Here is a 20,696-nt window from a genome sequence, read left to right as displayed (position 1 = left end):
TATTAATTTTCGTTTCGAACATTTTTGGGTTGCAATTCTTGGATTGAAATATCCAATGATTGAGCAATCTTATTAAGAATATCCTTTGCAGGTATACGGCTTCCTCGCTCAATCTCACCCAAAATTGAAACAGATACACCTATATTTTTCGCAAGTCCTTCTTGCGTAAATCCTTTTAATTTTCGAAAAGCTCGGATACGCCTTCCCCATCTATCCGTTTCCATAATCGAACTCCTTCTTTATCAGATATTTCATCCAGCACTTCAACTAATGGAATCAATGAAGTCGGTAATTTAAGATTCTTATCAATCTCTAACAATGGAATTAGGACAAATGCTCGCTCAGTCATCCGAGGATGCGGAATTTGTAAAGCTTCTGTCTCAATATCTTCTTTATTATACAACAAAATGTCAAGATCTATTATTCTCGGCCCCCAACGAAACTCCCTAATCCGCCCCAAATCCTCTTCAACTTTCAAACAAAGTTGAAGAAGTCCTACCGCAGACAAAGAGGTTGTTATCTTAATCGCCATATTGAAAAAATTAGCTTGATCGATAAACCCGACTGGTTCCGTTTCATAAATGGATGAGAGTGCCTCTATATTTACATTGGGGTTTTTTCTCAAACTTTGAACCGCCAATTTTAAACATTCTTCTCTGTCCCCTATATTAGAACCTAATGATAGATACGCTGTATGAATCATATCTTTTTTGCTCTCGTGACTTCTACAGCTACAGAGTGATAATGCCCCGGAATTGGTGGATCAGGCTTAATTACCTTAACAGTAACTCTCTCCACCTTATTAAATTGCTCAAGTATGGATCCCGCGATATTTTCTGCAACAGCTTCGATAAGTTTATATATTTGCTTTTCTACTATTTGTTGACATAACGAATATATTTCAGCGTAGCTAATCGTTTCCTTTAGGTCGTCTGTTTTCCCGGCTGCACGCAAGTCCGTTTCAACTATAATACTCACCCGAAATCGCTGACCTAAGCGAGTTTCTTCTGGAAGTACGCCGTGATACCCATAGAAATCCATCTCATTTAAATATATCTTATCCAATAACCTCATCCTTTCCTATTAGTGCATCCATCATAACTGCCATCCTACTCATTTCTCTCACATCATGAACACGCATGATATGACAACCCTTTTGAATACCAAAACAGACTGTTGCACCTGTACCTTCTAATCGTTCTTCAACAGGTAAATCCAGTACTGAACCGATCATCCTCTTTTTAGAAGTAGCTAATAAAACAGGATAGCCTAGAGCTACAAGCTTGTCCAAATTTCTCATTATCTCGAGATTCTGTGCTAGATCTTTAGCAAATCCAATCCCTGGATCCAGAATAATCTTATCATCAGGCACTCCAGCCTTTTTTGCGATCATAATACTTTTATATAAATCATTTAAAACATCCCGAATAAACACATCATAATCACGTTGCTCTCGGTTATGCATTAAAATAATTGGTGTATTGTATTCTGCTGCAACATCAGCAATTTCAGGATCCTTGTTCGCACCCCAAATATCGTTAATGATATGAGCTCCTGCTTCTATAGCTTGTTTAGCAGTTTCAGCCCTATATGTATCAATCGAAATTGGAACAGTCGAACTTTCTGCAAATGCTGAAATAATGGGAATAACTCGACTTACTTCTTCTTCAACAGAAATAGGATCATGGCCAGGTCTTGTCGATTCTCCACCGATATCAATAATATCTGCACCATCTGCAATCATTTGCTGTGCACGAGCAACAGCAATTTCCCCTGAATTATACTGACCACCATCTGAAAAAGAATCTGGTGTGGCATTTAATATTCCCATAATTAATGTTTTTTTGTTTACATTAAGTTCAAATGGCCCACAAACAATCGGCTTCATTGGATGCACCTTTCCTTCCATTTCACAATTCTACTCTCTAGTTTACCAAACTCGATCAAAAAAATAAAAGAGCGAGCCACAATGGCCTCGCTCTAAGATGGGTCTTTATCATCATATTACAAAAAAACAGCGATAATCTTAATTAATCTTCGAATTGATATAATGGCGTGCTCAGGTAACGTTCTCCATTACTTGGTAGGATTGCTAACACTTTCTTTCCTTTTCCCAGCTTCTTAGCAACCTTTAGTGCCGCTGCTATTGCTGCACCCGATGAAATTCCACCAAGAATTCCTTCTTGCTTTGCAACTTTTCTAGATGTTTCAAATGATTCATCATTTGTTATTGTAATGACTTCATCATATATTTCTGTATTTAAAGTGGCAGGGATAAATCCTGCGCCGATTCCTTGAATTTTATGAGGTCCCGGTTTTCCTCCAGACAAAATGGCAGAATCCACTGGCTCCACTGCATATATTTTAATATTAGGGTACTTTTCTTTTAACACTTGCCCAGCTCCAGTAATTGTACCACCAGTACCGATCCCTGAAACAAATCCGTCCAATTGGTCACCCATCTGTTCCACAATTTCTTTACCTGTGGTCAAACGGTGTATTTCCGGATTTGCTAAATTTTCAAATTGTTGGGGAACAAAATATCCGTTTTTATCCGCAAGTTCATTCGCTTTTTTAATAGCTCCGTTCATACCTTCAGATCCCGGAGTTAAAACAAGCTCTGCTCCATATGCTCTTAATAAATTTCTACGTTCCATACTCATCGTATCAGGCATGACTAAAATGGCTCTGTAACCCTTGACTGCAGCAATCATCGCTAAGCCAATACCTGTATTTCCACTTGTCGGCTCAATAATTGTATCGCCTTCGTTAAGTTTTCCATCCTTCTCCGCAGCTTCAATCATCGAAAGCGCAATTCGGTCTTTCACACTACTCCCCGGGTTCATATATTCAAGTTTCACATAAACTTCTGCGCTATCCTCATCCACTAACCGATTCAACTTAACTACTGGTGTATTACCTACTAGTTCTGCAATTGTGTTTACCAATATTGCCATTTTCTCAACCCCTAATTCCGAGTATTTTTGTTGGTTTAATTATAAATTAACACGATTACGCTTTTATGTCAATAATAAAAGCGTACTTTTACATTATTATTCCATCTGGCATCATCATTTTTTTGAAATAGGTAAATCGAATATTTTAGGAAAAGATCTGAATTATTACAGAAGTATTTTAAACATAACAGTCCGCTTATTTTTTTCTTTACTAAGAAAAGGAGAATAGGAGCGATACTAGCAATCCAGAGTAACTAATGGTCGGTTTATAGCTTACTCATCATTTTTATGAGTCACTCATGACTCTTTACCGGCCACTCATCTGTTTTATAAGCCACTCTCGGAACTTTGCTGGCCACTCAACCCTTGTTATATAAGTATTAACAAAATATAAGTTTTAAAAACCAAAAAAGGCGACCAGCCGATAGGTCTACCTTTTTGATTACTATTTAGCTAAATTACGTAATTCTTCTAATTCTTCTAATGAAAATTGGTAAGCTGCATTACAAAAATGGCACTGCGCTTCTGCTTTTCCATCATCATCGATCATCTCTTGGATTTCTTTTACACCTAGGCTTATAATTGCATTACCAAAACGTTCTTTCGAACAAGTACAGCGAAACTCTATTGGCATCTTTTCAAGAATTTTCACATTTTCTTTTCCAAGAAGACGATTTAGAATTTCTTCAGGCATTAAGCCTTCTCGAATCATAGTAGAAACTGGTGGCGCTGATGTCAATCGTCCCTCAATTTCTGTAATAACTTTGTCTTCTGTGCCAGGCATTAACTGAATAATAAATCCACCTGCTGCTAAAATGGTATTATCCGGATTTACTAAAACACCTACGCCAACAGATGACGGTGTTTGCTCAGATGTAGCGAAATAATATGTGAAATCTTCACCTAGTTCACCAGAAACTAATGGAACCTGACCAGAAAAATTATCACGAAGACCCGTATCTTTAACAACTGTCAGTGTACCATTCACACCAACGGCTCTTTTGACATCGAGCTTCCCTTGTTCATTTAATTCAAAATGAGTCTGCGGGTTTGTTACATAACCACGCACATGGCCCTTTGCATCGGTATCAACCAAAATAATACCTAGGGGGCCGTCACCTTCTACTTTAACCGTTATTTTTTCTTCACCTTTTTGCATAGCCCCCATCATAACCCCGGCAGTCATCGCTCTACCTAGTGCCGCTGATGCAGTCGGCCATGTGTAATGACGACGTTGCGCCTCATTAATTGTATCCGTACTTCTAACTGCATAAGCACGAATTTGTCCATTATAAGCTAGCGCTTTTACCATATAATCACTCATTTATTAACCGCCTTTCATCCGTTCATATTTCTTTTATATATAAACTGCAGGCCTTTTAACGTTAAATCTTGATCGACAATATCGATCATTTTTGTCTCGGATGCAATTAAATTAGCTAAGCCACCCGTAGCAATAATTGTTGGCTTATGTTTACTTTTATCCATAATACGCTTTACAATACCTTCTACTTGTCCCACGAAACCAAATAAAATACCTGCCTGCATCGCTGCTACTGTATTTTTTCCAATAATTTCATCGACATGCGTAATTTCAATTCTCGGAAGCTTCGCTGCCTTTGAATATAGCGCTTCAGTCGAAATACCTATTCCAGGCGCAATGACGCCACCCATATAATTACAATTTTCATCAATATAACAAAATGTAGTCGCTGTTCCGAAATCGACTATTACTAGAGGGCTACCATAACATTCTATCCCAGCCACAGCATTCACAATACGATCCGCACCTACTTCTCGCGGATTTTCATATTTTATATTTAGGCCAGTTTTAATCCCGGGTCCAACAATTAATGGTTTTTCTTGAAAATATTTATGGCACATCTTTTCTAACGTAAACATGATCGGTGGTACGACAGAAGAGATAATGATGCCATTAATATCTTCAAAACGAAGCCCTACATGCTCAAATAACGATTTGATAGCCATTCCGAATTCATCTTCCGTCTTGTGCCGGCTTGTTTCAATCCGCCAATGATACTTCAAATCATCTTGCTTATAAACCCCAAGAACAATATTTGTATTACCTACATCTAGAACAAAGATCAATATTTTCACCACTTTTACAAGAGACTTTTTTTACTTCAAACATCATACCATAATTCAGATGAAGTGTAGAATAAGTAGTTTACATATTAAGTGACATAAGAAAAGGTTGCTCGATTATTTATCCGAATTTACCGTGGAAACGTCACCTGATCCAGCTTGCTGGTCCTCATTTCATCTCATCGTAAAGACTTGTATCACGTTGCCAAAACACTGAATTCCATCTGAATTATTCCTAAATGACTTTTATTTTTCGGTGTAAAAAAACATCGCTATAAGCGATGTTTTCTCTACATACATTGTTTTATTCCTTCGGCTTCTCGTCGTCCTTTACAGGATTGGTTGGACCGAATTTTCCACGATCTGTTTCAGATTCATATGAATCCATCGGTGGTAAATCCTCAAGAATATCCTTACGATTCTCGTCGATTCCTAAATCGCCAGTCTCATCACCTTGATCTCTAGATCCACCAGTAAAATTGGATGATTCATCATTATCATTATTGATTGTTTTAGGTTCCGGAAGTGTGCCGTGATCAAATAAATGATTGATTTGCGCCGCATCTAATGTTTCTACTTCTAACAATGTCTTCGCAACCAATATTAATTTATCTTGATGTTCTAACAAGATTTTCTTCGCACGTACGTAAGACTCTTTAATGATTCGTTGAATTTCCATATCGATCTCGTACGCAATTGCTTCCGAGTAGTTTTGTTCATTATGCAAATCTCGCCCTAGGAAAACTTGCCCTCCTTGAGGTTGACCAAACTGCAATGGTCCAAGCTTATCACTCATGCCGTATTCTGTTACCATCTTACGAGCAATTGCAGTTGCACGTTGAAAGTCATTATGAGCACCTGTAGATACTTCACCGAAGGTAATTTCCTCCGCAACACGACCTCCAAGAAGACCAGTAATTTTATCCAACAGTTCTGGCTTCGTCATGAAGTAACGATCCTCTTTCGGAAGCATCACAGCATATCCTCCAGCTTGACCACGCGGGACAATCGTCACCTTATGAACAACATCCGCTTCATCTAAGACTAATCCAATAATCGTGTGACCACCCTCATGGTAAGCAACAATATTTCGTTCCTTCTGAGAAATGACACGACTTCTTTTAGCAGTACCGACGATAACACGATCTGTCGCTTCGTCGACGTCAGACATATCAACTTTCTTTTTATCTTGACGGGCTGCAACCAGTGCTGCTTCGTTCAATAAGTTTTCTAAATCTGCACCAGAGAAACCAGGAGTTCTAGCAGCAATTGCTTTTAAGTCTACAGATTCATCCAATGGTTTATTCCGAGCATGTACTTCTAATACAGCTTCTCGTCCTTTAATATCTGGGCGATCCACTGTAATCTGTCTGTCAAAACGACCTGGACGCAATAACGCAGGGTCTAGCACATCAGGGCGGTTCGTTGCTGCAACAATAATAATTCCCTCGTTCGCACCAAATCCGTCCATTTCAACTAGCAATTGGTTTAACGTTTGCTCACGCTCATCATGACCGCCACCAAGACCCGCTCCCCGCTGACGACCTACTGCATCAATTTCATCAATGAAAATGATACATGGTGCGTTTTTCTTCGCATTTTCAAATAAATCACGTACACGTGATGCACCAACACCGACAAACATTTCTACAAAGTCGGAACCACTAATGGAGAAAAACGGCACACCAGATTCTCCAGCTACAGCTCTAGCAAGTAATGTTTTACCAGTACCCGGAGGCCCAACTAATAGCACACCTTTAGGAATCCTAGCACCTAATTCTGAAAACTTACGTGGATCTTTCAGGAATTCAACAACTTCTACAAGTTCTTGTTTTTCCTCATCAGCTCCAGCAACATCTTTAAAGCGTACCTTCTTTTTCTCCTCCGTGTAGAGCTTCGCCTTACTTTTACCGAAGTTCATTACCCGGCTACCTCCACCTTGCGCTTGATTCATTAGGAAGAAGAAGAGAATAAAGATTATAACAAACGGAATAATCATCGTGAAGAAGGATACCCATCCACTCGTCTCTTTTGCAGGCATCACTTCCACTTTCGATGATGCAGCATCAATTCGATCTAGCATTACCGGGCTATTCATTACATAGGTTTCAAATATCTCGCCTTCTTTTGCACCTTTCAAATTACCTTGAATAACGTATACACCACGTTCTGGTTGCATTGAAAACTCTTTAATATCTCCGCTTTCCAGGTGGGTTACAAATTGATCGTAAGATATATTCTTTGTCGTCTCATTACTATTGTTAAACCAACTAACAATTCCAATAAGAACGAGAAAAATGAGTAAATAAAAGATTGTATTTCTAAAAATTCGATTCATTACTTACCTCCTCCCACAGTAAAAAAACTAACTTCAATAGTATCATAGATATTTCCAGCTTTACAACACTTCAACCTTGTTTTCAATTTTTTATTCCTCTTCATTCTTCCCATATATTTCGGGCTTTAAAATCCCAATATACGGGAGATTACGATATTTCTCAGCATAGTCGAGACCATATCCTACTACAAATGCATCTGGGACAATAAATCCAACAAAATCGGCTTGAACATCCGCTTGTCTTCCAGTCGGCTTATCAAGTAGTGTAACAATTTTAATGGACTTTGCTTTGCGGTAACGGAATAGTTCGACGAGGTAGCTTAACGTTAAGCCGCTATCAATAATATCCTCAATGATTAGGATATCCCTACCCTCAACTGGAGTATTTAAATCTTTAAGAATTTTCACTTCCCCAGAAGAAATAGTCGACCTTCCATAACTAGACACATCCATAAAATCCATTTCCAAATATGTATCCACTCTCTTTAGTAAATCTGACATAAAGAGTGTAGCGCCTTTTAGAACGCCGATAACGAGCGGAAAGCGCCCATCATATTCTTCAGTTAGTTGACCAGCAATTTCAAGTATTTTCTCATTAATTTCTTCTTCAGTAATTAATACTTTTTCAATATCTTGCTTCATTGATTTGGTTGCCCCCTAGGAATTGTTTGGTTGCTACAGTGTATGCTGTAATAAAGATGTTCTTTGTTTGGAGAAGTATGATAACAGGATTTCTTGAGTCCGGGGATCCAAAGGATTTGACCAGTATTATCCGTAATAATTGGCCAATCTTCCCTATCCTGCAAAGGTATCTTCCTTTCGATAAAAATACTTTTAACCTTCTTCGACCCATTCATCCCTTTTATTTTCATTCGATCACCAGGTCGCCTTGTCCTAGCAATGATAGGAAACTGGATTGTATTGGGATCGAGTATCAGTGTATCTTCTTGATCCTTCATTATATCACCATTTACTTTTTCTACTTGAATGGTTAGATTATTCGGAAGTAGAACATGGCTATTTTCCTCTAATTCGTAATAATATTCTGGAGTTTTCTCTACTTTAACAAAAGTAAACCTGCATTCTCCATAAGACCTTATTACTTTTAGACCATTGGGAAGATCCATTTTCCCTGATGGATTTTCACTTTTTATAAGCTGTTGGATCAAATTAATATGCAACGCTGTCAAGTCAAGCGTCATTTGCTGATAAAGATAATTTAATATTAGATGAATCACTCTCCTTTGTAAAGGCAAAGGTACTTGCTTAAACAAGCTGATATTTAAACTAATTTCATGACCGCCAAACTCTTGACACATTTTTTTCATTTGCTCTTCTGCTAATTCCTGTAAGAACAATTCCTCCTCTGTAACATCCTGACTAAATCGTTGAAATTGTTCATGGACACGAATGTTCTCTTCCTTTAAAAAAGGAAGTACATCCTTTCTGAATCGATTCCTAGTATATGTAGGCTTATCATTACTTCCATCATAACGTGGTTGTAGACCCTTTTCACTGCAGTATTCTTCTATTTCCCTTTTTGAAACACCAAGTAACGGTCGGATCAATTCACCAATTCCAAATGGACGCTTCACCTGAATACCAGCTCGAGATATCCCTCTACTCCCTCTCGTTAACCGCATAAGTATCGTTTCAATCTGATCATCGCCATGCTGACCAACGGCCAGTTTATTTGCATGAAGCTCCTGCATCACATTTTCTAAAAAACGATACCGATATGTTCTTGCTGTTTCTTGTAAGCCTGTTTTATCGTTTTCCATTTTACTTTTAATATCTATGGAAATTGCTTTAAAAGGAATATCATGATTGGAACAATACGTTTTTACATATTCAAGATCTAATAACGACTCTTTCCCTCTTAACATATGATCCACATGTGCAACAGCGAGTCTTATACCGTATTGTTTCTGTCTGTTTACTAGAAAATCAAGCATTGCTATAGAATCTGGGCCACCTGATACAGCAACAACAATATAATCGCCTTCTTTTATTAAAGATTGTGTCCCCACAAATAACTCTGTTTTTCTTTCAAGATTCAACATGGCAAACCCTTCCCCTTATCATTACTCGAAATACATTCTTCTGGTTATAATATTACCATTTCCATTGCCTTCCTTGTAGCGACAAGTACTATAGGATATATCCATATATATAAAATACATATAAAAAGACTGTAAAAATCAGGAGTGCCACCGTTTCTAAAAAATTATTTTGCCGTTTCCTACGTTGTAAACTTCTAGAAGTAGACTTATTAACCGAACCGGTAGATAGCACAGAAAGTATATCAGCTTTCATTTCTCCAGCATTTTCATATTCTCCGCTAATTGACTTTTTTAAAGGTATTTCAAACTTGGCTAACTCCAGATCCGAACGAATGACTTCAATTAACTGTTTGTAGGGATGACTCTTTTTAGTAAATCTATTTTGGTGAAATAAGTTAATCATTAGCATCGCTGTAGAAAATAAATCATAGGAAGGTTCAGCTTTCCTCGATCCCAAACCCCAATAACCACGATCAAAAAACTCTGTAAACTCCTTAATGGCCCTTCCTTTTAAAGTAGTCCCACCAACATCAATACATCTTATCGTTGGCGGTGGACCTGTTACGATTAAATTTTCTGGTTTTAAATCACCAAAAATCCAACCTTGACTATGCAACTTTTCCAAAACGTCTAACAGTTGCACAATCATTACCCCTGACCACGCATGTCCTTTTTTACGAATAAAAGAAAGCAAATCCTGTCCTTGAATATACTCCATTGTATAAAAGTGTATACGACCTCCACTTACATCCCAATCATCGGCATCATGTAAAGAAGGCCCAAGGGTAGCACCCTGGGCCTTTGCAAATGCTTTCAGGACATTTACCTCTGATGTGATTGAAAAACTATCAGGGCTCATCTTCAAAGCTAAATGGCCGTGATTGCCAGAAGCTAAATAAACGACACCATTTGCGCCTTCACCAAGTTGCTTAATTAGTCGATAGTTATTCCTATGCCATTTTCCCACCACTGTAGTATTTACCGGGAACTTACATTGATTCTTCCATGTATTCATCGTCTGATCGCAGCCTCCTTAAGGAGCGCTTCTTCTTAAAGTAAGACATAGCCTCCCTAAGCGCCGGACCTGTGGGTGTAATACCTCCCGTAGCAAGCTTAGGAAAAATACGCGTTAATAGCTCTAAATTTGGAGTCCAGTCTAATAGCTTTTCCACATCTTTTCTTTTCCCGGGAAATACTAATACAGAGAATTGGTTATTTCCCATTCGAGCATTTAAACTTAAGGATAGATCTAGTAATGCCTCTTTTACAGTTTCAAGTTTATGTGTCATGCTCGCACTTGTGTCGATCATAATAAGCACTTGAAGATCTGCTGTTTCACCAAGCTCATCTACTACCTCAATTACTTCACCGCGTTTATCAGGAGGAAGCTCTTCTAAATTAGTCTTGCTGCCTAATATTTGTCTTAATTCTCGATTTACTAACCCTTGTAACGTTTGCGTCATCGCTTTCCGAGTGACCATCTGAACAGTTTGTGATAGCTGTTCCGCGTATACAATTTGACTAATTCCTCCACCAGATGCAGCGATCTCTTCAATTTCCTTCATCCCTTTTTCTTCGATCGTATCATTTTCAATGACACCAATTACATTTATAGTTATCCCATTCTCATTGGCTAGCGCAGCCACAGCGACAGGGTCCTCTCCTTGGTTGGAACACCCATCAGTAATTAGCAAAATTTGCTTAAGACTCCCTTTAGTCAATTTACTTCCCTCCATCTTGTAGTAGAACAGTCAGATTTACAATTCAACGATCTTGCTACCATCCTCGCCTGATGAAGGTGTTTTTATACTTTATAAAGCATTGGTCCTTATTAAGAGATTTTCATTTTTCTATTACGCAACGGGATAGCCGCCCACTTTGGTGTATTGTGAACAATTTTTACGACAGCGATTGTCATATCATCTGCTATTACTCCTGATCTTGTCCGAATTACTTCCTCCATGATTAAATCGGCAATTGCTTGTGGGTCATTCGTTTCTATTTCTCTTAATTTCCTCTTCATCCACAATTCGTAATTTTCCACATGCTTCGGTCCTTCAAATATTCCGTCACTCATCATAATTAATAGATCCCCCGCACGTAATTGTTCAGATACTACGTCGACATCGAACTCTTGTAAAATTCCCATAGGTAAATTTCCAGCCTCCACTTTTATCACCTTTGAATCTCGTTTAATAAAGCTTGGAGTAGATCCAATCTTCAAAAATTTCACTTGAGCATTTTGCAAATCAATCATCGCTAAATCAAGTGTGGAAAAGATCTCATCCGTCGTTCTAAGCGACAAGACAGAATTCACAGATTTAATAGCTACTTTTTCTTCAATTCCTGACTGAAGAATTTTTTGCATTAATTTTAATGTTTCACTACTCTCGTGATGTGCTCGTTCACCATTGCCCATTCCATCGCTAATAGCTATAGCAAACTTACCAGGACCTAATTCAATCGTTGAATAGCTATCACCAGAGAGGAAGCCACCTCCTTTTGCCGCATGCGCTACGCCGGTTTCAACAACAAATGCTTTTGCAGATCGAAACGTGATATAGCAAATATCCATTGACGGGTCTGAATACTCTTCACTGTGAACGATAATTGTTTCATTTAAAATATCTGATAATAATGGTGCAATAATTTTTTCACATTCACCTAGACCTTTGTAACTTGGAATCGTGATGTCAATATCGACGTTCCCAGCTTCAAGATTATATATTTCTACTTGATCTACATCTATTCCAAATTCTTGAAGTGCATCGAGCATCATTTCTTCCTGACGATGATGATTTTCCTGTTCCTTTTTAATCTCTTTAGCGAAATCCCCCATTACCTCAGACACACCTAACAGTTGTTCCGCAACTATTCTCCTGCTTTCCTGAACTTGTTTTTTCAGGTGTTGATTAGCTTGATGAACATTTAATTCTTGGTATATAGCATCACGTACTTTTTTTGCCTTATTACAATGTTTATCTAAATCTCGGTATACAGCTGGTTGAACTGCACCAGTATTTTCATCCATATCATGCATAACATCTTTCATTAATTCATATGTTTTATCAAAGTGATTTCCCCAACATTGATCTTTTTTAAAACATGTTTGGCAAGTTTTCTCTGTTACATTGCTTAAAAATAAATCAAATTCCTGTTGATCATCTTCCGAATCACTCCATTTTTCCGGCTGTGAAAAACTATTGGATAATGCGTGAAAAACAGATGAAAATTGTTCAACCCTCCGAACTGTAATATCACGAATCTTACGAGCATAACGCTGTTGGTCTTGCGCATATTCTGGTGTACCGGGTATATGTCGCGCTAGTTTTTCTGTAAAACTAGTAGGAGTAATAAGTAATAAAAATGCAGCAGCAAGTGATTCGTACATTGTTTCGACCAATGATACATTCGCTTCACCATACATTCCAATCAACAATGTAGCCACTAAAAGTCCAATTGCTGTCCCTATTCGCTTTCCTTCTTTCAGCAATCCTCCTAATAATCCCGAAAATGCGAGCAGACTCATTTGAAAAAGACTAGAGATACTAGCTAGACTAAAAATTAGACCTGTTACCACGCCAACAGTTGAACCTACTGTAGCTCCTGCAGTGAAAGCAAAGAGGATAACTAGATAACGCGAAAGAATATGCTCAATAGATAAATCGTACAAGGTCCAACCAATTGTTCCTGTCATAACGGATGCGAGCATAATAATAAGACTAATTACTTCTTCTGTTTTTAGCACTTTCTTTTTATTGTAGGAGTTTAAATATGGGATGCTTTGCATAAAGATGAAAACTAGAACGAAAGACAAACCAGCCTCTACACTCGACATAAATCCATCATAACTTGTTAGGGTTTGTCCATTCTGAATGTAAGTGAAACCACATTTTGTGAAAAATGTTAAGAAAAAGACCAAATAAGGAAGAACTTTCAACGAAGGTTTTACTAATTTCTTGCTCAACTGAAAAAGAATCAGAAACAAAGTACATAATGTGAATGTGAAGGCAGCTTTCTCAATCGATAATGTGAGAGAGCCTGCAAGTAGTCCAAATAAAACAAGCGGTGCCTTTTCCTTTCTTAGTATGTAGACAGCTGCAAAGAAAGGTAGAGCAAATGGAGTAAGCTGGGACAATATCAATGCTCGTCCTAACAACATAGCAACGATTAATAGTGCAATCCCTTTTTGCAAAAATAAATATTCAATCTTTTGCTGTACCTTCCTGAACCCATTCTCTATATTCCACTTGGTCGCCTCTAAATCTACATTACTTTTTGACTCTGTCAGTACTCGTTCTCCTCTTCCCATTTTTTAACACTCCCCATTGTGGATAATGATTCTCATTATAAATGGACTTATATTAAAATTTTGTCAATTTGATGTAGTGAAAACAAAGAATGATTCGACTAATTTGGGCAAAAAAAAAGAAAGCGCAAGGATTTACCAGTTGGTAAAATACATGCGCTTTCCTCATAAGACTCACACGAAGTGGGTCATATCAGCAGGTGTCGAGTGTGGATCGCGTCGGCGTTGCCGCAGGACGCGATGATATTAGTCCGACGTTCCTTCCTTACGTTTTTTGTTATAGCGGCAGAGGGGATCGAACCCACGACCTCACGGGTATGAACCGTACGCTCTAGCCAGCTGAGCTACGCCGCCATTGCTCCTTTATAAAAGGCACAATGTCCATTGTACATATTCTCAAAAAAATTGTCAATACACGTAGATAAAAACAGTTTAAAAGTACAATTTTATCCAAAAAAAATGATAAATCCGAGAATCATGGATTTATCATTTAGATAAAAAAACAGACAGCAAGTTAACCTCGCCTTGCGCCACGTCCACCGCGCTTAGATTCCGTACTACGTTTCAACGTTGATAAACGGTCTTCACTATCCTTCAAAAACCTACTCATTTTTTGCTCAAAGTTTTCTTTTGGACGAAAGTCATTATTATTATTTCTGTTTTGACGTGGTCGCGGACTAGAATAAGCTGGAGCTGGTGGCTGATCTTTCGCTTTACGGATAGACAATCCAATTTTCCCGTCACTCTCAACATTCAAAACTTTCACAAGAACTTCTTCACCAACTTTTAAATGTTCGTTGATGTCTTTTACATAATTGTCGGCTACTTCACTAATGTGAACAAGTCCTGTTGAACCGCCGGGCAATTCTACAAACGCCCCAAAATGAGTAATGCCTGTTATTTTACCTTGTAACTTGCTGCCTACTTCGATCGACATAAAAAAATTTATCCTCCTTAAAGTATAAAAATAACACTTATTCTATATTATATAGGACTTCGAAAAAAAGTGTCAATATGGCACTTTATCTTCCTTTTCTTTTTTCTTTGTTTCAGGGATGTTAAAGATTACTTCTCCCTTGTCAGAAAGAAAATATTCACTCCTTGCCAATTTCGCTATATATTCATCATCATTTAGTTTGATGACTTCATTTTCAAGCATACTTTGCTTTTTTTCTAGCTTGGCAAGCGTTTCCTCTAGCATTTGTTTTTCTTCCTTCTTTGCCTCGAGAAGCGAGGTTCTAGATATAAAACTGGATATCGTCAAATAAGATAAAGCAAGCACCAAGATGAGAAATACAGATAATCTGCGAATTAGTAGTTTCTTTCTCTTTACTGATCTTCGTTTCGAAACTTCTTGCTGCTTCATAAAATTTGTTTCCAATGAAGCAATTGGCATTCGATTTTTAACTCCCATCTTGAGGCCTCCTTACTTTAATTTGCTAAAGATAGTTTGAAAAAGGGAAAACATACTACTTAATTTATCTTCTAAAAGTGCAAAATAGCCCACGAACCAAACCTTTAATCGCCTAACTGTTTTTTGCACTGGCTTCGGAAGCAGTGTCCAGATTCCTTTTCCTAATAACAAAATTGGGTATAGGATGATCTTTAACATCCATAATAACATTTTTATTACTATTTTTACAAGTACCAAAAGAAGTCTTACTGCTAATAAAAGTAAGCTAATGATAAATATTACAAACCATTTCAACGGTCGATATACCATTATATCCAATAATCTGTAAAAAAAGAGGGCAGTAGATTGAATAAAAATAATTATATACTCAAGGATTGCTAAATAGTACTTTTTGATTAATGCTTGATAGGCTGAGAATCCACATAAAAGGGCAAGCACAAGATAAAAGCGCAGTTCCCCATGATTTACGAGAAATAAAATATAAAAAATGATGCTTCCTTGAAGGATCCAAAATAAAATATCATTCATGAACACGATGAACCTTTTTCGCTTGTTTCTCTTTAAAAACCTTTGATACGTATCAAGTGTTGCGCCAAAAAAGCTTCCCATGGCAATCATGGCAAGCATGGTGGACAATTGGACAGATAGACTCATCGAAACAATTTGCCGAAGAACCCTTTGGCTTTCTCCCCATGTTGATCATCGAGATAAACTAGATCGTATACCTTACCTTTAATCGATACAATACCTTTATCAACATCCAAGTTTTTCATTTGTAAATTTTGTCCACGGATCGCTAAAAAGCCCATTGTAGTTTCTAGTAAAAATTCCTCATTATCAAAACTTTCTACCTGCTTTACCCCCGTAATATCTGTTAATCTCCTCCCTCTCATAGTTATATCATGTTCTACCGGTACTGATTTCCCTGTAGCTGCTGGCTCATAAAATTGGCTCATATTCATCCCTCTTTTTCGCACTGATTTTATTACATACTTATGAGTGGAATGAACCAAATAGAACAAGCCCTATTTAAGATCCAATTATTAGAATAGACCAACCTTTCTTTGAAGTTGAAAATGGTTAAGATCTTAGCCTTCTATAACAATGCTATCCCAATGCGAATCTAAGTCTTGACGCAATTCTCAACGAATCGGCTTTATTCTGACCAAAAAATGTAAAGTCACTTTCAAAAAAAACACACACTGCATTTTTAAGAGAGCATTGAAAAGGTGCTTATAATGTAAGGATCCATTATAGAATACTGTTGATTTTCGCTCCAGGCGTGCAGTGAGCCGCCTGATTCCAACAGGATGTTGGTCACGAAAACGCCGCCACGCGAAGTGGCGCCTTTAAGCTTCGTTCCGTAATAGCTCCTTGCAGGGTCTCACCTGTCACGCTAATCCCTCAGGATTCGCCGCCTTTCACTCCAATCAACGGAACCTGCTAAAAATAATTAGTAACCGATTATTAAAACTAATTGATTAAAATATCGATTATAAAGACGACTCAAAATTCACTTTTAGAATTTTGTGAGTCGTCTCTTTTTTTGCAAGGGTAATTGGAGTACTAAAAAGGCAAAACAACATCCTTCATTGTTAAATGAAAAGCTTTGTTTATACTTCTAGCCAAATTCCCACTGCTTGATTGAAGTGAAAGGTACGAGCCCTCGCAGGATGGTAACACACCGAGGAGGCTCACGGAAAAGCGGAAAGCGAGCACCTAGAACGGAAATCAACACTCATATTCGAGTAGTTATAAAAGGACCAGGTATGTTGTTTTTAACCGATTTTTCTTATTCCTGCTATTAATCTCTTTGAAAAGCCGAATGTTATTCAGTGGTCTCGGTTTTAACTATGGTTTTCTCGCATTATTTTTTTTCGCCCAGTCTTTCTTCTTTCACAATTGTAAACATATTTGCTGCATCATCTTTTTTAGTAGATTCCTGCAACATTTCGATTTTGACGGTTACAAGCTTTTGTCCAAATTGAATCGCTAATACATCGCCAACCTTTACATTTGAGCTAGCTTTTGCCTGCAGACCATTCATCGTAATCCGGCCTTTATCAGCTACTTCTTTCGCTAAAGTTCGTCTTTTTATTAGGCGTGATATTTTTAAAAATTTATCCAGTCGCATCGTTGTCATCGCTTTTCATCCTCTCCTATAATCCCTGTTTTTTCGCTTCATCCCAAAATCGATCTAAGCCTTCCAAACTAAAGCCTTCAAACGTAAGACCGCTTTCTGCCACCTTCGATTCTACAAAAGAAAAACGACGTTTAAACTTCTCATTTGTGTCCTGCAATGCTTCTTCCGGATGGAAACCTAATAATCGAGCCACATTTATTACAGCAAACAATAAATCCCCTAACTCATTCAACTGGGCTCGCTTATTCCCTTTCGCCATTTCAACTGCAAATTCCTGCATCTCTTCGGTGACTTTTTCCCAAGCTTCTTCTGGACGATCCCAATCAAACCCTACCTTCGCAGCTGTCTTTTGATAATCAAAAGCTTTTAGCATTGCTGGAAGTCCTTTCCCAATAGCATCTAACAAGGATAATTGCGGCTGTTCCATTTTTCTTTCATCTCTTTTAATTTTTTCCCAGTTAGCAATGACATCTTCTGGAGTGTTAGCATTGGTATCACCAAAAACATGAGGATGACGTCGAACCATTTTTGCGGAGATACCTTCAATTACATCCTCTATTGCAAACATTCCCTCATCTTCACCAATTTGGGCATGGAGCATCACCTGCAGTAGGACATCTCCCAGCTCTTCAATCATATTATCGATGTCATCGCGATCAATGGCATCCAATAATTCATAAGCTTCTTCAATCAAATATTTTTTTAATGATAAATGACTTTGTTTTTTATCCCACGGACAACCATTTGGACCTCTTAAATCTGCAATAATCTTGTGTAATGTGGAAAATTCCTTATAGGCAAATTCCCTTGCAGGTATCGGTGGCACATAGACGCTTGTAAGATTATTAAGTTCCGCATGCCGATCCAACTCATAAAGCGGAATTATTTTCACATTTTCTAATTCACTGCCCGCACCAGTGACAATTTGCACTTCATATTCATCGGGATACTTTTCCATCAATGTCAGTTTTACCTCTGAAGCAACAAAAGCATCATATACTTGAGCAATAATTATATGTTGATTAATCTTGATATCTGCCTTATGAAGCAATGTCCCATCCAATAATTGAAAGCCTTCTACAGGATCTACTCGTACTGCCGCAAATAAATTGTCTAGGAAGCTTTGTCCACCACCTATCTTTATATCGATACCTTGCTCCTCCCCACGTTCGAGCAGAAGCTGAACTGTTTTCTCAGCAATCATAGGATGCCCTGGAACAGCATAGACGATATTATTTTTAGCAGCCTTTTCTAATAATGTTTCTGTTATTTCCTCATAAACTGCAGGAAATTGATCGTGTTTTTCATATATTGCATCAAATGATGTGTAAACAATGTTTTCTTCCGGAAAACTATCCACTACTGGATGTTCTTTCGTTCTTAAATAAAGGTGCTTCTCACTCCTCAATGCTTTGTAAACACCGAGTGGTAATTGGTCTATATCTCCCGCACCTAGGCCTAGAATCAGTATTCTCCCCATTAATATCGCCTCCTTTCTTTTTTTCCAATTCGTCCTAACTTAGATCCAAATGGTAAAATCCTCATTTCTTCTTCCGTTAATAAACCTTTACGTATGATGACAGCAAGATAAACGATGGCTCCGATGGTGACCCCTGAAAACGCCAAAAAAGTGTTGTATATCCTTCCAGAGTAGCCTGTTACCGCTAAGACAATTTGCCATATTTGCAAACTAGCAGTCATCAAAACAACTGCGAAAATAAGGTGTGGTAAAATCAATTTTATCACAGGTAGAATGTCCACTCTTTTATGTAGTTTTTGTACGAGCAAAAATGCTATGATAGCTAGTCCACAAACAGTGGCGAGAGCTGCACCCATCATACCAAATATCGGTATAAAGAAATAATTACACGCCCATTTAAATACGAGACCAATTAAAATGTATTTTGATGGTGTAAATACATGGCCAAGGCCCTGTAAGACCCCTGAGCAGACCAAAATAATAGAACTAAAAAATATTGATACTGATAAGATGGTTAGGGCATCTGAACCGGAAGCAGTCTCAAATAACATTACATTAGTTGGTCGAATAATATTTGCAAGCCCCGCTGCCGCACCAGCTCCAATGATCATACTCAACTTGATGGCACTTTGCGCCTTCACCCTTAATAACTCGACTTTGTTCTGATTCCAAGCAGTAGTTATTAGCGGCACAAGCACAAGAGAGAATGAAGCAGCAGCTACCGTTCCTAGTTGAATGAGTGGTTGTCCTCGGTCAAAGACACCTTTTAAACTCTTTGCATAGTCAACGGTAATCCCAGTATCGAGCAGAAGTGAATATAAACTAAATGAATCAATTAATTGAAATAAAATAAGTACCATACCACTTATACATATTGCTGTTCCGTGAATCAACACAATTTGTGCAGTTCGATAAAATTGTTTTAACGTAAGGCCATTAATGAAAAAGCCACTGATTATTTTTTTTTGAACTGCAAATAACGTTAATAAACCGACTCCGACGATCGCTCCCACTAATGAGCCAACAAGTGCTCCACGTCCAGCGTCGTATAAGGAATACCGCTTTGCGACTAGTAGCGATGCTAGTAATAAAATGACAATAACTCTGGCAAATTGCTCAGCCACTTGACTCACCGCAGTTGGCTTCATATCTCCTTTTCCTTGAAAATAACCGCGCCACATCGATAGAAATGGTAAAAACAGAAAAATAAAAGAAATTGTTCGTATAAGCGGTGCCAGAAGTGGGTCTCCCATCCAACCAGCAACCGTGCTCGCTCCGAAAAAAAACACCCCAAAGAAACTAATTCCTATAAAAAGTAGTGTAAAAAAAACCGCTTGTAATTTATAAATAAGTTGCCTTTGATCCTTTTGCCTGTCTTCTGCAACTAATTTAGAAATAATAATTGGAAATCCAGATGTTGCAAGGACAGCAGCAATCCCGTAAATCGGATATATTTGCTGATATATATAAAATCCGATATCACCTACGATATTTTGAAAAGGTACACGGTAGGCGGCACTCATTATTTTAACAACAAAACCAGCGGCTGATAATATAAGCGCACTCTTAATGAATTCATTTGATTCCTTATACAACAAACGCCCCTCGCCCTTCTAAGTTATATTATAAAGCGAATGTATTATAACATACTAAAAGGACCAAGCACGATGCTTGATCCTTAGGTCCACACGAAGTGGTTTACAACAGCGTTGCCACATGACATGGCACTAGGACCGTTGTTCTTTATTGTCTTATGCCACGCAGGAGCCACGCTACACATGACGTGGTGTTTTAAGGTGTCCACCGAACTAGCAAATTTCAGGATATACTTTCCTATGATAATTCAACATCGAATCCTACGCTCTTCCTTTATCTCGGTGGATCTT

At 38.0% G+C, this 20,696-nt stretch carries 20 protein-coding genes and 1 tRNA gene; all 21 read right to left on the bottom strand.

Annotation, left to right across the window (positions count from 1 at the left end):
* Positions 1 to 2: 2 nt before the first annotated feature.
* A complete protein-coding gene (locus MHB53_RS16360; RefSeq protein WP_340920307.1) occupies positions 3 to 224 on the bottom strand; it encodes a helix-turn-helix domain-containing protein in 222 nt (73 codons plus the stop codon).
* On the bottom strand, positions 176 to 703 hold the full coding sequence (gene folK / locus MHB53_RS16355) for a 2-amino-4-hydroxy-6-hydroxymethyldihydropteridine diphosphokinase (protein ID WP_340920304.1): 528 nt from the start codon (positions 701 to 703) through the stop codon (positions 176 to 178). Before folK ends, MHB53_RS16360 begins: the two co-directional genes overlap by 49 nt.
* Positions 700 to 1,065 carry a dihydroneopterin aldolase gene (gene folB, locus MHB53_RS16350; protein WP_340920303.1) on the bottom strand — a complete coding sequence of 122 codons (366 nt, stop codon included), beginning with the start codon at positions 1,063 to 1,065 and terminating at the stop codon, positions 700 to 702. The genes folK and folB overlap by 4 nt, the downstream gene beginning before the upstream one ends.
* Complete coding sequence (gene folP / locus MHB53_RS16345; protein ID WP_340920301.1) at positions 1,058 to 1,888, bottom strand: dihydropteroate synthase; 831 nt, start codon at positions 1,886 to 1,888, stop codon at positions 1,058 to 1,060. Before folP ends, folB begins: the two co-directional genes overlap by 8 nt.
* A 142-nt stretch (positions 1,889 to 2,030) precedes the next feature.
* On the bottom strand, positions 2,031 to 2,957 hold the full coding sequence (gene cysK, locus MHB53_RS16340; protein ID WP_340920299.1) for a cysteine synthase A: 927 nt from the start codon (positions 2,955 to 2,957) through the stop codon (positions 2,031 to 2,033).
* A 445-nt stretch (positions 2,958 to 3,402) separates the two neighbouring features.
* Positions 3,403 to 4,281: an Hsp33 family molecular chaperone HslO gene (gene hslO, locus MHB53_RS16335; RefSeq protein ID WP_340920296.1), complete on the bottom strand. Its 879-nt coding sequence runs from the start codon at positions 4,279 to 4,281 to the stop codon at positions 3,403 to 3,405.
* 14 nt (positions 4,282 to 4,295) lie between these two features.
* Positions 4,296 to 5,066 carry a type III pantothenate kinase gene (locus MHB53_RS16330; protein ID WP_340920293.1) on the bottom strand — a complete coding sequence of 257 codons (771 nt, stop codon included), beginning with the start codon at positions 5,064 to 5,066 and terminating at the stop codon, positions 4,296 to 4,298.
* Positions 5,067 to 5,367: 301 nt separating this feature from the next.
* A complete protein-coding gene (ftsH, locus tag MHB53_RS16325; RefSeq protein WP_340920290.1) occupies positions 5,368 to 7,401 on the bottom strand; it encodes an ATP-dependent zinc metalloprotease FtsH in 2,034 nt (677 codons plus the stop codon).
* 90 nt (positions 7,402 to 7,491) lie between these two features.
* Positions 7,492 to 8,043 (bottom strand): hypoxanthine phosphoribosyltransferase, encoded by a 552-nt coding sequence (gene hpt, locus MHB53_RS16320; RefSeq protein ID WP_340920288.1) that lies wholly within the window; start codon positions 8,041 to 8,043, stop codon positions 7,492 to 7,494.
* Entirely contained in the window at positions 8,040 to 9,464 is a 1,425-nt protein-coding gene (gene tilS / locus MHB53_RS16315; RefSeq protein ID WP_340920285.1) for a tRNA lysidine(34) synthetase TilS, read from the bottom strand. The genes hpt and tilS overlap by 4 nt, the downstream gene beginning before the upstream one ends.
* A gap of 88 nt (positions 9,465 to 9,552) precedes the next feature.
* The gene (locus tag MHB53_RS16310; RefSeq protein WP_340920283.1) at positions 9,553 to 10,479 is read right to left on the bottom strand and encodes a protein kinase domain-containing protein; all 927 of its coding nucleotides are present in this window, start codon (positions 10,477 to 10,479) and stop codon (positions 9,553 to 9,555) included.
* Positions 10,454 to 11,185, bottom strand: coding sequence for a VWA domain-containing protein (locus MHB53_RS16305; RefSeq protein ID WP_340920281.1), 732 nt, complete (start codon positions 11,183 to 11,185; stop codon positions 10,454 to 10,456). The genes MHB53_RS16310 and MHB53_RS16305 overlap by 26 nt, the downstream gene beginning before the upstream one ends.
* Before the next feature lie 110 nt (positions 11,186 to 11,295).
* Positions 11,296 to 13,776 (bottom strand): stage II sporulation protein E, encoded by a 2,481-nt coding sequence (gene spoIIE / locus MHB53_RS16300; RefSeq protein ID WP_340920278.1) that lies wholly within the window; start codon positions 13,774 to 13,776, stop codon positions 11,296 to 11,298.
* 277 nt (positions 13,777 to 14,053) lie between these two features.
* A tRNA-Met gene (locus tag MHB53_RS16295) sits at positions 14,054 to 14,127 on the bottom strand.
* A 160-nt stretch (positions 14,128 to 14,287) separates the two neighbouring features.
* Entirely contained in the window at positions 14,288 to 14,710 is a 423-nt protein-coding gene (locus MHB53_RS16290; RefSeq protein ID WP_340920275.1) for a S1 domain-containing RNA-binding protein, read from the bottom strand.
* A gap of 72 nt (positions 14,711 to 14,782) precedes the next feature.
* Positions 14,783 to 15,187 (bottom strand): FtsB family cell division protein, encoded by a 405-nt coding sequence (locus MHB53_RS16285; protein ID WP_340920273.1) that lies wholly within the window; start codon positions 15,185 to 15,187, stop codon positions 14,783 to 14,785.
* Between the two features lie 12 nt (positions 15,188 to 15,199).
* Positions 15,200 to 15,841 carry a spore cortex biosynthesis protein YabQ gene (gene yabQ, locus MHB53_RS16280; protein ID WP_340920270.1) on the bottom strand — a complete coding sequence of 214 codons (642 nt, stop codon included), beginning with the start codon at positions 15,839 to 15,841 and terminating at the stop codon, positions 15,200 to 15,202.
* Positions 15,838 to 16,143: a sporulation protein YabP gene (gene yabP / locus MHB53_RS16275; RefSeq protein WP_340920268.1), complete on the bottom strand. Its 306-nt coding sequence runs from the start codon at positions 16,141 to 16,143 to the stop codon at positions 15,838 to 15,840. Before yabP ends, yabQ begins: the two co-directional genes overlap by 4 nt.
* A 911-nt stretch (positions 16,144 to 17,054) precedes the next feature.
* A complete protein-coding gene (locus MHB53_RS16270; protein WP_340924777.1) occupies positions 17,055 to 17,321 on the bottom strand; it encodes an RNA-binding S4 domain-containing protein in 267 nt (88 codons plus the stop codon).
* A 25-nt stretch (positions 17,322 to 17,346) separates the two neighbouring features.
* Positions 17,347 to 18,810, bottom strand: coding sequence for a nucleoside triphosphate pyrophosphohydrolase (mazG, locus tag MHB53_RS16265; RefSeq protein WP_340920266.1), 1,464 nt, complete (start codon positions 18,808 to 18,810; stop codon positions 17,347 to 17,349).
* Complete coding sequence (locus tag MHB53_RS16260; protein WP_340920264.1) at positions 18,810 to 20,405, bottom strand: putative polysaccharide biosynthesis protein; 1,596 nt, start codon at positions 20,403 to 20,405, stop codon at positions 18,810 to 18,812. Before MHB53_RS16260 ends, mazG begins: the two co-directional genes overlap by 1 nt.
* Positions 20,406 to 20,696: the final 291 nt, after the last annotated feature.

Origin of the sequence: Bacillus sp. FSL K6-3431, from assembly GCF_038002605.1 — a bacterium.
Lineage (GTDB): Bacteria > Bacillota > Bacilli > Bacillales > Bacillaceae_C > Lederbergia.
Note: the sequence above shows the minus strand (reverse complement) of the source record. Positions and strands in the feature narration are given on the sequence as shown.

Bases quoted from the DNA above. Each gene is read 5' to 3' on its own strand.
- MHB53_RS16360 (WP_340920307.1), bottom strand. From the start codon at position 224: ATGGAAACGGATAGATGGGGAAGGCGTATCCGAGCTTTTCGAAAATTA.
- folK (WP_340920304.1), bottom strand. From the start codon at position 703: ATGATTCATACAGCGTATCTATCATTAGGTTCTAATATAGGGGACAGA.
- folP (WP_340920301.1), bottom strand. From the start codon at position 1,888: ATGAAGCCGATTGTTTGTGGGCCATTTGAACTTAATGTAAACAAAAAA.
- cysK (WP_340920299.1), bottom strand. From the start codon at position 2,957: ATGGCAATATTGGTAAACACAATTGCAGAACTAGTAGGTAATACACCA.
- hslO (WP_340920296.1), bottom strand. From the start codon at position 4,281: ATGAGTGATTATATGGTAAAAGCGCTAGCTTATAATGGACAAATTCGT.
- ftsH (WP_340920290.1), bottom strand. From the start codon at position 7,401: ATGAATCGAATTTTTAGAAATACAATCTTTTATTTACTCATTTTTCTC.
- hpt (WP_340920288.1), bottom strand. From the start codon at position 8,043: ATGAAGCAAGATATTGAAAAAGTATTAATTACTGAAGAAGAAATTAAT.
- tilS (WP_340920285.1), bottom strand. From the start codon at position 9,464: ATGTTGAATCTTGAAAGAAAAACAGAGTTATTTGTGGGGACACAATCT.
- MHB53_RS16310 (WP_340920283.1), bottom strand. From the start codon at position 10,479: ATGAATACATGGAAGAATCAATGTAAGTTCCCGGTAAATACTACAGTG.
- spoIIE (WP_340920278.1), bottom strand. From the start codon at position 13,776: ATGGGAAGAGGAGAACGAGTACTGACAGAGTCAAAAAGTAATGTAGAT.
- MHB53_RS16290 (WP_340920275.1), bottom strand. From the start codon at position 14,710: ATGTCGATCGAAGTAGGCAGCAAGTTACAAGGTAAAATAACAGGCATT.
- MHB53_RS16285 (WP_340920273.1), bottom strand. From the start codon at position 15,187: ATGGGAGTTAAAAATCGAATGCCAATTGCTTCATTGGAAACAAATTTT.
- yabQ (WP_340920270.1), bottom strand. From the start codon at position 15,841: ATGAGTCTATCTGTCCAATTGTCCACCATGCTTGCCATGATTGCCATG.
- yabP (WP_340920268.1), bottom strand. From the start codon at position 16,143: ATGAGCCAATTTTATGAGCCAGCAGCTACAGGGAAATCAGTACCGGTA.
- MHB53_RS16270 (WP_340924777.1), bottom strand. From the start codon at position 17,321: ATGCGACTGGATAAATTTTTAAAAATATCACGCCTAATAAAAAGACGA.
- mazG (WP_340920266.1), bottom strand. From the start codon at position 18,810: ATGGGGAGAATACTGATTCTAGGCCTAGGTGCGGGAGATATAGACCAA.